Source organism: Kitasatospora sp. NPDC059722, assembly GCF_042733235.1.
In the GTDB taxonomy this organism is placed as follows: Bacteria; Actinomycetota; Actinomycetes; order Streptomycetales; family Streptomycetaceae; genus Kitasatospora.
Genome location: NZ_JBHWGD010000031.1, coordinates 21174 through 33784, shown reverse-complemented (window position 1 = coordinate 33784; position 12611 = coordinate 21174). Strand labels below are relative to the sequence as shown.

9 protein-coding genes are annotated in these 12611 nt (G+C 75.9%); 2 read left to right on the top strand and 7 right to left on the bottom strand.

Going from position 1 to position 12611, the window contains the following annotated elements:
- The 7 genes from ACFV4F_RS20805 to ACFV4F_RS20775 all read right to left on the bottom strand — a co-directional run.
- A partial coding sequence (locus tag ACFV4F_RS20805; RefSeq protein ID WP_380504375.1) for an AMP-binding protein occupies positions 1 to 1122 on the bottom strand: 1122 nt, incomplete at its 3' end.
- Positions 1123 to 1128: 6 nt separating this feature from the next.
- Positions 1129 to 2301 carry an acyl-CoA dehydrogenase family protein gene (locus ACFV4F_RS20800; protein WP_380445809.1) on the bottom strand — a complete coding sequence of 391 codons (1173 nt, stop codon included), beginning with the start codon at positions 2299 to 2301 and terminating at the stop codon, positions 1129 to 1131.
- Positions 2298 to 5381, bottom strand: a complete 3084-nt coding sequence (locus tag ACFV4F_RS20795) for an amino acid adenylation domain-containing protein (protein WP_380504372.1) — start codon at positions 5379 to 5381, stop codon at positions 2298 to 2300. The genes ACFV4F_RS20800 and ACFV4F_RS20795 overlap by 4 nt, the downstream gene beginning before the upstream one ends.
- Positions 5382 to 5579: 198 nt before the next feature.
- A complete protein-coding gene (locus ACFV4F_RS20790; protein WP_380504369.1) occupies positions 5580 to 6923 on the bottom strand; it encodes a non-ribosomal peptide synthetase in 1344 nt (447 codons plus the stop codon).
- A 41-nt stretch (positions 6924 to 6964) separates the two neighbouring features.
- Complete coding sequence (locus ACFV4F_RS20785; protein WP_380504366.1) at positions 6965 to 8302, bottom strand: MFS transporter; 1338 nt, start codon at positions 8300 to 8302, stop codon at positions 6965 to 6967.
- 340 nt (positions 8303 to 8642) lie between these two features.
- Complete coding sequence (locus ACFV4F_RS20780) at positions 8643 to 10163, bottom strand: AMP-binding protein (RefSeq protein WP_380504363.1); 1521 nt, start codon at positions 10161 to 10163, stop codon at positions 8643 to 8645.
- A 145-nt stretch (positions 10164 to 10308) separates the two neighbouring features.
- Positions 10309 to 10947, bottom strand: a complete 639-nt coding sequence (locus ACFV4F_RS20775) for a maleylpyruvate isomerase family mycothiol-dependent enzyme (protein ID WP_380504360.1) — start codon at positions 10945 to 10947, stop codon at positions 10309 to 10311.
- A gap of 80 nt (positions 10948 to 11027) precedes the next feature.
- Between ACFV4F_RS20775 and ACFV4F_RS20770 the strand changes: the two genes are divergently transcribed.
- Together ACFV4F_RS20770 and ACFV4F_RS20765 are read left to right on the top strand one after the other, a co-directional pair.
- Positions 11028 to 11966, top strand: a complete 939-nt coding sequence (locus tag ACFV4F_RS20770; RefSeq protein WP_380504357.1) for a LysR family transcriptional regulator — start codon at positions 11028 to 11030, stop codon at positions 11964 to 11966.
- A 40-nt stretch (positions 11967 to 12006) separates the two neighbouring features.
- On the top strand, positions 12007 to 12543 hold the full coding sequence (locus ACFV4F_RS20765) for a kinase (RefSeq protein WP_380445818.1): 537 nt from the start codon (positions 12007 to 12009) through the stop codon (positions 12541 to 12543).
- Positions 12544 to 12611 lie beyond the last annotated feature (68 nt).

Sequence of the window (12611 nt, the reverse complement as noted above, 5' to 3'; positions counted from 1 at the left end):
GCCGCGCGCGCGGACGGCGCCCAGGCGCTCCCCGGGCCCCCCGCCGGGAGCCCCCGAGTGTGCCGGGCCTCCCCCGCTGCCGCGGGGGATCGGCAGGCCGATCGGCGGCGCGTCGGTGCCGTGGTCGCCGCCGGGCGCCATGGTGTGGACGGTGGTGGTGACGGTGGCCTCGGCCGGGCCGTAGGCGTTGTGGACGGTGGCGGTGACGTCCGGGCCGGGGGCGCGGCGCAGCCGGTCGCCGCCGATGGTCAGGTGCCGCAGGGCGAGCCCGGCGGGCCAGGGCCGGTCGAGGACGGGCTCGGCGAGCGGGGTGGGCAGCACGGTGACGGTGATGCCGGCCTCGCGCCACCAGTCGGTGAGGGCGCCGGCGTCCCAGCGGACGGCATCGGGGGCGACACTGAGGGCGGCGCCGGAGGTGAGGGTGGCCCACAGCTCCTGGAGGTGCGGGTCGAACGCCACGCCGATGAGCAGGCTGTGCCGCTCGCCGGGGCCGAGGCCGGTGAAGTCCCGGTACCAGTGCAGGAGTGCGCCGAGGGCGGGTTCGCCGACCGCGACGGCCTTGGGCGTGCCGGTGGAGCCTGAGGTGAGGACGGCGTAGTGGGTGCCCTTGGGGATCTCGACCGCGCCGCCGTCGGAGCCGTCCGCGAAGGCGGCGATGACGGTGGCGGCCGCGTTGGCGCCCTCCGTCGGCAGGGCGAGTTTGAGCTGCTCGCCGGCCTGGCGGCCGGTCGGGAGCAGGGCGGGGTCGCCGATCAGGCAGGCGGGCCGCAGCTGTTCGGCGACGGCCTGGAGGCGGCGTTCGCCGGGGCGCGGGCCGAGCGGCAGGTGGACGGCCCCGAGCTTGGCGGTGGCGAGGGTGACGGCGACCAGCGCGGCGGAGTGGTCGAGGCAGATGCCGACCAGGTCGCCGGGGCGCACGCGCTCGCGCAGCGCGTCGGCGACGGTGTCGGCGAGGCGGTCGAGTTCGGCGTAGCTCCAGGCGTGGTCGCCGTCGATCAGGGCGGGCGCGTCCGGTGTGCGGTGCGCCCAGGTGGTGAAGAGGTCGAGGACCGCGCCGTCCTGGTGCGGACGGCCGTACTCGATGCTGAGGGGTTCCATCATCGTCTCCCGGTTCAAGGTCACGGCACGTCAGTTCAGGCCCATGGAGCGGGCGATGATGACCTTCTGCACCTCGGAGGTGCCCTCGATGATCGTCATCATCCGCACGTAGCGGTAGAGGAACTCCAGCGGGTGGCCGCGCACCCAGCCGGTGGCGCCGTGGACCTGGAGCGAGCGGTCGACGGCGCGGACGGCGGTCTCGGAGGCGGTGAGCTTGGCGAGGGCCGCGTTCTCGGGCGCCTCGGTGCCGTCGTCGACGAGGCGGGCGCACGCGAGGGTGAGCAGCTTGGAGGCCTCCACCTCGGCGCGGGTGGTGACGAGGTGCTCCTGGACGTGCTGGTAGTCGCCGATCGGCCGGCCGAAGGCCTCCCGCTCGCGGGCGTACTCGACGCCTGCGCGCAGCGCGTACTCGGCGACGCCGTTGCACATGGCGGCGACGACGAGCCGGCCCCGCGAGAGGCTGTCGATGGCGAGCGCGGTGGCCGCGCCGATGCCCTCCTCGCCGCCGATGACGGCTTCGGGCCCGACGGTGACGCCGTCCAGGAGGAGCTCGAACAGCGGCTCGCCGGACATGCCCTCGTAGCGCTGGCCGATCCGCAGGCCGGGCTGGTCCATCGGCAGGACGAAGGCGGTGGCGCCCACGGTACTGCCGTCGCCGAGGTCGGTGGCGGCGACGACGAGGACGATGCCGGCCCGGTCGGCGTTGCTGACGAAGGTCTTGCGGCCGTTGAGCACCCACGTGTCGCCGGTGCGGACGGCGGTCGTGGTGAGCCGGAACGCGTCGGAGCCGGCGTGCGGCTCGGTGAGGGCGAGGCAGCGGGTCTGCTCGCCGCGCACCAGCGGTACGAGGTGGCGCTCGATCTGCTCGGGCGTGCCGTTGCGCAGCAGCGGGCTCGGGCCGTCGGAGCCGGCGAGGGCGTACGGCGCGAGGGAGCAGCCGCTGCGTCCGGCGGCGTGGTGGAGCAGGACGACGGCGGTGAACGGCATGTCGGAGCCGCCGAGTTCCTCGGGGTAGTCGCCCGCGTAGAAGCCGAGGGCGGCGGAGCGCTTGCGGACGTAGGCGCGCAGGTCGGCCGGGGGCTGGTCGGCTGTCTCGGGCAATTCGGCGGCGAGCGGCACGAGTTCGCGGCGGATGAAGCTCTCGAACGCGTCGACGAGTTCGCGGTGACCGTCCTCCAGGACGGACGAGGGGCTCGAAGTCACTTGGCGTCTCCGGTCAGCGCGCGGGCCTGGTCGGCCAAGACGGGGTGGCGGAAGAGGATGCGCAGCGGGGGCCGGGTGCCGAGGTGCGGCTCCAGCCAGGCGGCGACCTGGGCGGCGAGCAGCGAGTGGCCGCCGACCTCGAAGAACTGCGACTCGGCGGTGAACCGGTCGTGGCCGAGGACCTCGCGCCAGGCGGCGGCGACGAGCTCCTGCCCCGGGCCGTCGAAGGCCGCGCCGGTGGCGGCGGGGGCCTCCTCGGCGGCGGTGGCCTCGGCGGCGAGCCGGGTGAGGGCGGCGCGGTCGGGCTTGCCGCCGGGCAGGGTCGGCATCGCGGGCAGGGCGGTCCAGGTGGCCGGGACGAGCCCGCCGGGCAGGCGCTGCGCGAGGGCGGCGTGCAGGGCGGTCTGGTCGGGGCGTTCGGTGCCCTCCAGGAAGCCGACCAGGCGCGGGCCGGCCTCGGGGTCGGTGTGCAGGACCACCGCGCACGAGCGGCCGCCGAGTTCGGCGGAGGCGGCGGCCTCGATCTCCTCCAGCTCGATGCGGTAGCCGCGCAGCTTGACCTGGTTGTCGGTCCGGCCGAGGAAGCGCAGCCGGCCGGTCAGGTCGCGGTAGCCGCGGTCGCCGGTGCGGTAGACCCGGCCGAGGCCGGGCAGGTCGCGGAAGCGCTCGGCGGTGGGCTCGGGCAGGTCGAGGTAGCCCTCGGCCAGCATCGGCCCGCCGACGGCGAGTTCGCCCACGCAGCCGGGCGCCAGCGGGCGCAGCGCGGCGTCCAGGACGTGCATCCGCACGCCGGGCAGTTCGGCGCCGAGCGGCACCTCGCCGCCGCCGTCGAGGTCGGCGGGCCCGACCTGGTGGACGGTGGAGGTGACGGTGGCCTCGGTGACGCCGTAGGCGTTGAGGACCGTGGTGGCCTCGGTGAGGCCCGCGAGGGCGCGGGCGGGCAGCCGCTCGCCGCCGAGGACGAGCAGGCGGGGCGTCCAGCGGCCGTCGCGCAGCGCCTCGTGCAGGTCCTCGCGGACGGCGAGGAGGTAGCTGGTGGGCAGGTTGGCGACGGTGACGCCGCGGGCGGCGAGGACGGCCACCAGTTCGGGACCGGTGGGCACCTCGCGCTGCGGCACGACGAGGGCGGCGCCGACGGCGAGCGCGGGCAGCACCTCCTCCAGGGCCACGTCGAAGGACGGGCGGGCGAAGAGCAGCACCCGGTCTGCGGCGGTGAGCTCGTAGCGGGCGGCGATCGCGCCGACGTAGCCGGCCAGCGCCTCGCGGCCGACCAGGACGGGCTTGGGCACGCCGGTGGAGCCGGAGGTGTGGATGACGTACGCGATGCCGTCGAGCACGGCCGCGGGCTCGGCCTTGGGAAAGGCCGGTCCGTCCAGGAGCGCAGGGGTGACCCCCTCGGCGGGCAGGGCGAGCGCGCTCTGGCGGGTGGCCAGCACGAGCGCCGGGGCGAGCCGCTCCAGCAGCAGGCCGAGGCGGGCGGCCGGGTCCTCCGACGAGAGCGGGGCGTACACGGCGCCGTGGCGCAGGCAGGCGAGCAGGGCGACGACGCTGTCGACGCCGCGCGGCAGGACGGCGGCGACCGGCTGGCCGGGCTCGACCCCGGCGGCGCGCAGCCGCTCGGCGAGCTCGGAGACGCGGCGGTCGAGCTCGCCGTAGGTGATCCGCTCGGTGCCGGCGACGAGGGCGAGGGAGGTGGGGTCGTGGGCGGCGGCCGGGTCGAGGTTCGCCGGCTCGACGGCCGTCTCGACGCTCTCCATGGTCGGGGCGGCCAGGGCTGCCAGGGGCTCCTCCGGCCGGTCGAGGTAGGCGCGCAGGAGGTCCAGGAGGCGCTCGGACAGCAGTACGGCCTCGGACTCGTCGAACAGGTCGGCGTCGTAGTCCCACACCAGGGTCATGCCGGCAGCGCCGTGCTTCTCGCCGACGACGCGGCGGTCGTCGGGCATCAGCACGAGGTCGAGGTCGAAGCGGGTGGTGCCGGTGTTGAAGCCCTCGTAGAGGAGGACCTCCAGGCCGGGCACGCGCACGTCCGGGAGCGGGGCGTCGTGGGCGCTGAACATCACGTTGAACAGCGGGTTGTCCGCGCCGGTGGTGTGCAGCCCGAGGCGGCGGGTCAGCTCCTGGACGGGCAGGTCCTGGTGGGGCAGGGCGCGCAGCAGGACGTCCGTCACCTCGTCGATGGCGTCGGTGCCCGAGGTCTCCGCGTCCGGCCGCAGGCGCAGCGGGACGGTGTTGACGAACATGCCGAGGGTGCCCTCGAAGCCGACCGGGCGGTTGCCGACGGCGGTGCCGACGACGATCTCGTCGTGGCCGCTGTGGCGACGCAGCAGCTCGGTGAACAGGGTGAGCAGCGTGCTGAACGGGGTGTGCCCGTCGGACTTGCTGCGCTCGCGCAGCCGCTCGGCGAGGTCGGCGCCGACGGCCTGGCGCAGCTGGCCGCCGCGGTGGCGGCGGAAGGCGCCGGGCCGGGCGAGGCCGGGGAGGGTGACCTCGCGCGGGGCGTCGGCCAGTTCACGGAGCCAGAAGGCGAGAGCGTCGTCGCTCGGGCCGGTGGCGGTGCGGGCGTGCTGTTCGTAGGAGGGGGCCTGGGCCAGCTCGTAGGGCTCGTCCAGGACGTGGGCGCGGTAGACGGTGAACAGGTCGCGCAGCAGGATCGCGAAGGAGTGGCCGTCGTGGATCAGGTGGTGCTCGACGTGGATCAGCCGATGGTGGTCGTCGGCGACGCGGACCAGGTGCCAGCGCAGCAGCGGGGCCCGGCTGGTGTCGAGCGGCTCGGCGGCCTCGGCGGCGAGCAGGGTGCGGAAGGCGGCCTCGGGGTCGGCCTCGGCCGAGAAGTCGCTGGTGCGCAGCCGGGGCTCGCAGTCCTCGGCGACCCGCTGGCCGGGTACGCCTTCTTGGCGGGCGACCAGCTCCAGGCGTAGGCCGGGGTGGTGGGCGACGACGGCGGTGAGGCCGGCGCGCAGGGCGTCCCGGTCGACGGTTCCCCAGAGGTCGAGGACGGCGGTGAAGTTGTAGGCGCGACTGCCGGGCAGCATCTGCTCGTGCAGCCAGACGATCTCCTGCGAGGAGGAGAGTGCGAACATGGGCGGCTACTCCCTAGTGGTGGCGGGCGTGTTCGTCCTGCGGGCGGCGGGGCGGGCGAATTGTGGGGTCCCGTCCCGGCCGGCCGGGCGCGCCGGGGTGGTGGCGCGTGCGGCACTGCTGCGTGGGGGAGTTCGTGGTTCCTTGCGGAAGCTCGCGTCGAACGGCCCGGGGCCGTCGGCGGATCGGCGGCGCTCTGGTCAGGCGGCCGGCCGGAGGTGGTGGCGCAACGCGCCGAGCAGGCCCTCGAAGGCCGCTTCGGCGGTGGCGTCCGGGAAGCGCTCGCGGTCCCAGGCGAGGCGGACCAGCAGGTCGTCGCCGTGCGAGGCGGAGACGGCGAGCGGCACGGGCAGGGGGCGCCCGGCGAGGTGGGTCTCGCGGCCGGGGACGCCGGCGAGGGCGAGCGGCGGGCGGCGGTGGAGGTCTTCGAGGGTGAGGAGGCCGTCCAGGGCGCCGTTCCAGCCGGCGCCGGCCGCGCGGGCGGCGCGGACGACCTCGTCGAAGGGGGTGTCGGCGTGGTCGAGGTCGTCCCACCAGCCGTCGGCGAGCGCGTCGAGGTCCCCGGTCGGGCCCGGGAGCGCCCGGTGGACGAGGGTGTTGATGAAGCAGCCGAGCGCGGCGGGCGCTCCGGGCGGGCGGCCGCCCCACGGGTAGCCGAGGGCGAGCGGGCGGCTCCGGTCGGGGCCCGTCCCGAGCGGGCGGCTCCGGTCGGGGCCGGTGCCGTGCGGGCCGCCGGTGCCGTGCAGGCGGTGGGCGGCCACGGCGACGGCGTCCAGCAGGACGGGGAAGACCGAACCGCGCACGGCGCCGGGCACGCGTTCGGTGAGCATGCCGGTGGAGTGCGCCGCGCCCGCCTCCGTGGTGGCGAGGCCGCCGAGTCGCTCGCCCCAGTGGGCGTGGGCGGCGGGGGTGGAGGCGGCGTCCTCGGCGGCGAGCTGGCGCTCGACGGCCTCGCGGTAGTCGGCGACGGCGGCCTCGTCGGGGCCGCGGCCGGGCTGGGCGTCCGCCGCGTAGGCGTCCTCCAGTTCGGCCGTGACGACGCCGAGCGACTGCTCGTCGCAGGCCGCGTGGTCGAGCGCGACGGCCAGCAACTCCTCGTCGCCGTCCGGCTCTTCGGCCACCAGCAGGCGCAGCGCCGGTCCGTCGGCCGGCCAGTCGAGGAGGGCCTCGCGCAGTGCCTCGCGGGCGGAGCCGCCGGGGGCGACGGCCACCCGGGCGGCCTCGGCCGACGGTCCGCCGACGCGCAGCACGGGTGTGGCGCGCACGTTCGCGAAGGCGCCGCACAGCGCGGGGTGCCGGGCGGCCACGGTGGTGGCGGCGCGCTGGAGCCGGGGCAGGTCGACGGTGCCGCGCGGGTAGGCGAAGAAGACCGGGACGATCTCCGGGCGGCCGCCGGGGGTGAGCCGGCGGGTGATCAGGAAGCGCCGCTGGGCGCCGGTCAGCGGGAGGAGGGTCTGCGGGGTGTCGGCGGCGATGGAGCGGTAGCGGGCGAGGTAGGCGGCGGTGATGCTGGGGGCACCGGTGGCGGTGCTGGTGGCGTGCACGGAACGGTCTCCGGTCTCCGGGTCTCGGTCTCGGTACGGGTTCAGGGCGTGGGGCTCACGGCCGTGTCGGGCGTCTGCGCCCTCGTCTCGGACGCCTCCGCCGCCGCCTCCGGAGCGGGCGCGTCGGCCGTCGGCAGGTCGCGCATCCGGAGCAGCGGCGAGAGCAGCAGCGGCACGGGCACGAGCAGGAAGCCCGCCGCGCACAGCCACAGCGCGGTGCGCGGCCCGGCCGCGTCGGCGACGGCGCCCCCGGCGAGCGCGCCGAGGGGCAGCGTGCCCCAGACGAGGAAGCGCATGGTGGCGTTCATCCGGCCGAGCAGGTCGGGCGGGCAGACGGACTGGCGGAAGCTCACCTGGGCGACGTTGTAGGCGACCGCGCCGAACAGCACGACGGCCGAGCCGACGCCGAAGAGGACGACGCCGAGGCCGCCGTCGGCCAGCGGCCACAGCACGGCGAACGGTCCGGTGACGACCGGGGCGAGCCAGATCAGGCGGGCCTGCCCGACGCCTCGGGCGAGCGGCCCGGCGCACAGCGCCCCGGCGAGGCCGCCGACGGCGGAGGCCGACAGCAGCACGCCGATGGCGCCGGGCGGGAGGTCGAGCACGCGCACCCAGAACACGGTCTGGACGGCCATCAGCACGGCGGCGAACAGGTTGGAGACGGCGGTGGCGGCGGCGATGACCCGCAGCAGCGGGTGCCCGAGCACGAACCGCACGCCCTCCCCCACCTCGGCGCGCAGCGACTTCCCGGCCACGGGCTCCGGGTGCGGCTCCTCGGCGCGGATCCGGGTGAGCAGCAGCGCGGAGGCCAGGTAGCCGCAGGCGTCGGCGACGATCGCGAGCGGCGCGCCGAGGAGTTGGACGAGTCCGCCGCCGAGGCCGGGCCCGGCGATCTGCGCCGAGGAGCGGACCGTCTCCAGCGCGCCGTTGCCGCCGACGAGGTGCTCGCGCGGCAGGACGGTCGGCAGGAAGGACTGGTGGGCGACGTCGAAGAACACCGTCGCCACACCGGTGACCAGCGCGACGACGTAGAGCTGGGCCATCGTCAGCGCGCCGAGCGCGGCGGCCGGCGGGATGGACCCGACGGCCACGCAGCGCACGACGTCGGCGCGGATCAGCACGGGCAGTTTGCGCATCCGGTCGAGCCAGGCCCCGGCGGGCAGGCCGACCAGCAGGAAGGCGGCGGTCTCGGCGGCAGTGAGCAGGCCGACCTGGAAGGGGTCGGCGTCCAGCACCAGCACGGCGACCAACGGGAGGGCGACCAGGGTCACCTGACTGCCCGTCTGGGCCGCGGCGGCGCCCGCGAGCAGGAGCCGGAAGTCTCGGTGACCGAGGAGGCGAGGGCGGGGAGGGGACGGAGTATCGCTCTTCTCGTTCATCAGTACGACTCTCGGCCACTGATTCGACACGCGGCAACCGCCAGGTCCGTTTCCGGACGAAGCGATGGCCGGTCCGATCCCGCCACCGCCCCGACCGGCCTTCACGCGCCGCTTATCCGCCCCGCAAAGGGGCCCACAGCGCGCTGCGCAGGGGAAACCGGCCCTCCGGTCGGCCGGTCGCCCCCGGCGTGCGAAGTCCATACCTCCGTCCGAAATACGGACACGCCCTTTCCAGCCATCGGACGGATACGCTCAACTTGGCCGGATCCTGTGAGGTATTGACGTTTGGTCACCTCGGCGTGGTGTCGGCGTGATACCGACCCGTCCGATCGCCACCGCGTCAGAGCGCGGCGCGCAGCCGCTTCTTGTCGGGCTTGCCGACCGCCGTCAGCGGGATCTCGTCCACCACGTGCAGGGCCTCGGGCGCGTACATCCGCCCCTTGCGCGCCGTCACGAACTCCCGTACGTCGTCGAGCTCCGGGCGCCGCCCGGGCGCCGGGACGACGGCGACGTGGACGTGTTCGGCCTCGTCGCGGTCGCGCACGCCGAACACCGCGCACTGGGCGATCGCCGGGTGGGTGACCAGCAGGTCCTCGACGTCGGACGGGTAGACGTGGCCGCCGACCACGATGATCACGTCCTTCAGCCGGTCGGCGAGGTAGAGGTAGCCGTCCTCGTCGACGTAGCCGACGTCCCCGGTGTCGAGCCAGCCGTCGCGCAGCACCGCGGCGGTGAGGTCGGGCCGCTTCCAGTACCCGGCCATGACGGAGGCCGAGCGCACGTGGATCCCGCCCTGCTCCCCCACCGGCAGGTCGGTGCCGTCGGCCGCCCGGATCACCACCTCGACGCCCGGGAGGGGGCGGCCCACCGAGATCTGGCCGCCGCGCCCGACGCGGTCGTGCTCGTGCGGGCCGAGGACGGCGATGTTCTGCGCCTCGGACTGCCCGTAGCCGCTCGCCAGCACCGGGCCGAACACCTTGATCGCCTCCCGGATCCGCGTCGGCGAGGCCGCGCAGCCGCCGTAGAGGACCCGGGCCACGCTGGACAGGTCGGTGCGGCCGATCGCCGGGTGGTCGAGCAGCCGGTAGAGCAGGGGCGGCAGGACCCACAGGTCCGTGATGCGCTCGCGCTCGACGGCCGCCAGCACGTCGCCCGGGTCGAACGCGCGCTGGAGGACGACCGAACCGCCGTGGTAGAGCGCGAGGTCGACGAACACCCCGGCGAGGTGGGCGATCGAGGTGGCCGCGAGGAAGCGGGGCCGCTCGCCGGCCCCGTACGGCGACGCGTCGAAGATGCGCCGGTAGGGGCCGTGCAGGCTGCGGATGCCCTTGGGGATGCCGGTGGTGCCGCCGGTGTGGCGGATGCCCCAGTCGTCGTCCGGGCCGATGCGGACGGACGGCGGCTCGGCCGGCTGTGCGGCGGAGGCGGCGACGACGTCCTCGCCGGGCCCGCCCGGCCCGAGCGAGAGGACGGTCGGGACGTCGACCAGGGGCAGCAGCTCCTCGGCCACCGGGAAGCGTTCGGCGTCGACGAGCAGCACGGCGGTGTCGACGCTCGCCACGATCTCGGCCATCGTCGGGGCGCCCATGCCCTCGTACAGGCTGACCAGCCGCGCACCCGCGAGGCTCGCGGCGTAGCGGGCGCTCAGCGCCTCGGCGGTGTTGCCGGTCAACAGGGTGACGGTGACGCCGCGCGCCGCGCCGCGGTCGGCGAGCTCGCGGGCGAGGCGGTAGGTGGCGGTGGCGAAGTCGCCCGCCGTGACGTCCACGCCGTCGGCGGTGGTGACCGCCCGGCGGGCGGGGTCGGCGGCGAGGGCGCTCAGGATCAGTGCCGGGGCGCTGACGAAGTCCTGCTGGTGCATGACTGCTCCTACCTCACGTTCTTCTGCGGGTCGTTCCTCGGGCTCTTCTCGGGTCCACTGACGCTGTGCAATCGCACCATAACGCCATGTCCCCGCCGGTTTCCCGGAGTTCGCACACCGGCGCCGGCCGCGTCGGGGGCACGCGTCACCGCGCGAACCGCGCCGCGCCGGAGCCGGCGAGGAGGCCTGCGGGCACGCGCCGGCCGTAGGCGAGGAGCAGCAGCTCCTGGGACCGGCCCTCGACGAGGTCCGCGCCGTCGCCGTACCGCCAGTCCGCGTCGACGGCCCGCAGCCGGACGCCGTCGAGGCGCGCGCCGAAGAAGCGCAGGCCGCGCGGGGTGATCGCGTCGAGCAGGGCGGTGGCGCGCGGGAGCGGGAGGCGGGCCGGGAGGCCGAGCGCCACGGTGATGTCGAGGCCGTGGACGGCGTCGTGCGCCAGGCCCGCGATCCGGCCGCCGACCGGCGGGCGCCACGGGTGGGCGGCATTGTCGCGGAGCGCGGCGGCGATCTCCTGCTCGCTCAGGGCGGCGGCGTCCCGGCGGGCCACCCGGTCCGCCATGCGGTGGATCGACCCGCCCGCCCGGACGATCTCCAGCAGGGTGCAGGCTCTGGAGTGGCGGAAGCCGGTGCTCATGTGGGCGGCGACCGCGCGGACGGTCCAACCGTCGCACAGTGACGGCGAGTTCCACTGGTCGGCGGTCAAGGAGTCCAGCACGTCGGCGAGTTCACTGCGCTCGGCCGCGATCTGCTCGCGCAGCCACGCTGGGTCCTGTGCTCGTGACACGGTTTGCATGCACCCAGCCTGCGGGCGGGAGCGTCCGCGCGTCCAAGACCTGGATCTTCTTCCCGGGATAATCGCAGGTTATGGAACTCCGGCAGCTCACCTACTTCGTCACCGTCGCCCGGGAAGGCAGCTTCACCCGGGCCGCCGAACTGCTGCACGTGAGCCAACCCGGCGTCAGCGCGCAGATCAGGCAGCTGGAGAAGGACCTCGGCCAGCGGCTCCTCGACCGCTCCGGGCGCCGCGTCGGCCTGACCCCGGCCGGCGAGGCCGTCCTCCCGCACGCCAGGGCCGCCCTCGCCGCGGCCGGGGAAGCGCGGCGCGCGGCCCAGGAGTTCGGCGGCCTCCGGCGCGGGCACGTCCGGCTCGGGACGGTCTCCGGCGCGGCGCTCCCCGGCTCCGGCGCCCTGCCCTCGCTGCCCGGCCTCGCCACGACGCTCGCCGCGTTCCGCAAGGAACACCCCGGCATCGACCTCTCGCTCGCCGAGAACACCACCCGCCACCTGCTCGCCGAGCTCCGCGCCGGCCGTCTCGACCTGGCCGTCGCCGGACTCCCCGCCCCCGCGAGCGGCCGTCCCGGCGACGACGGCTGGGACACCCTCGCGGGCCTCGCCCTGCACCCGGTCCTGGAGATCCCGCTCGCCGCGGTGCTCCCCCACGACCACCCGCTGGCCGCCGACGGCCCGCTCCCGGTCGCCGAACTCGCCGGCCACGCCCTCGTCGGCACCCCGCACGGCACCGGCCTGCGCACCGCACTGGAACGCGCCTTCGCCGAGGCCGGCGCGACCCCGGCCATCGCCGTCGAGGCCGCCGCCCCGGCCCACCTCCTCGAACTGGCCGCCCACGGCATGGGCGTGGCGGTCCTCCCGACCCCGACCCACTCCCCCGGCCTGCGCGTCCGCCCCCTGACGTCCCCGGTCCCCCTCGCCCGGATCGCCCTGGTCCACCCCACCGACCGACCGCGCACGGCCCCGACGGCGGCTCTCCTCGCGCACCTCCGGAAGACGTACCCGGGCCTGTGAGAGCCGTGTCCGGGCGGAGGCGCGCGGGTACGGTACCCGCGTGACAGGAACCACGGACACCGTGCTGATCGTGGTGCGCGGGCCGAGCGGCGCCGGCAAGTCCACCGTCGCCGCGCGGCTGCGCGCCGCCTACGGGCGGGGCGTCGCCGTCGTCGCCCAGGACGTCCTCCGCCGGACGGTCCTGCGCGAACGCGACGTGCCCGGCGGGGCGAACATCGGCCTCGTCGAGCTCGTCGCCCGGCACGCGCTCGACCACGGCTACCACGTCGTCGTGGAGGGCATCCTCGCCGCCGACCGCTACGGCCCGATGCTGGCCCGCCTCGCCGCCGGCCACCGGGGCCGCACCCACCTCTACTACCTGGACGTCGAGTTCGACGAGACGGTGCGCCGCCACGCCACCCGCCCGCAGTCCGCCGAGTTCTCCCCCGCCGACATGGCCGAGTGGTACCGGCCCCGGGACCTCCTGCCGGGCGGCGTCGAGCGGGTCGTCCCCCAACACAGCACCCTGGACGCCACGGTGGCGCGGATCCTCGCCGACACCGCGCTCACCCCGCCCGGCTGGACTCCCCGCCCCTGAGGCGGCGGCCGACCGGGAGGGGTCCCGGCCAGCCGCCTCTCGCCGGGTCAAACGAGTCGAACGGGTCA

Coding starts and splice junctions, on each gene's coding strand:
- ACFV4F_RS20770 (WP_380504357.1), top strand. CDS start 11,028: ATGGAACTCCGGCAGCTCACCTACTTCGTCACCGTCGCCCGGGAAGGC.
- ACFV4F_RS20795 (WP_380504372.1), bottom strand. CDS start 5,381: ATGTTCGCACTCTCCTCCTCGCAGGAGATCGTCTGGCTGCACGAGCAG.
- ACFV4F_RS20780 (WP_380504363.1), bottom strand. CDS start 10,163: ATGCACCAGCAGGACTTCGTCAGCGCCCCGGCACTGATCCTGAGCGCC.
- ACFV4F_RS20785 (WP_380504366.1), bottom strand. CDS start 8,302: ATGAACGAGAAGAGCGATACTCCGTCCCCTCCCCGCCCTCGCCTCCTC.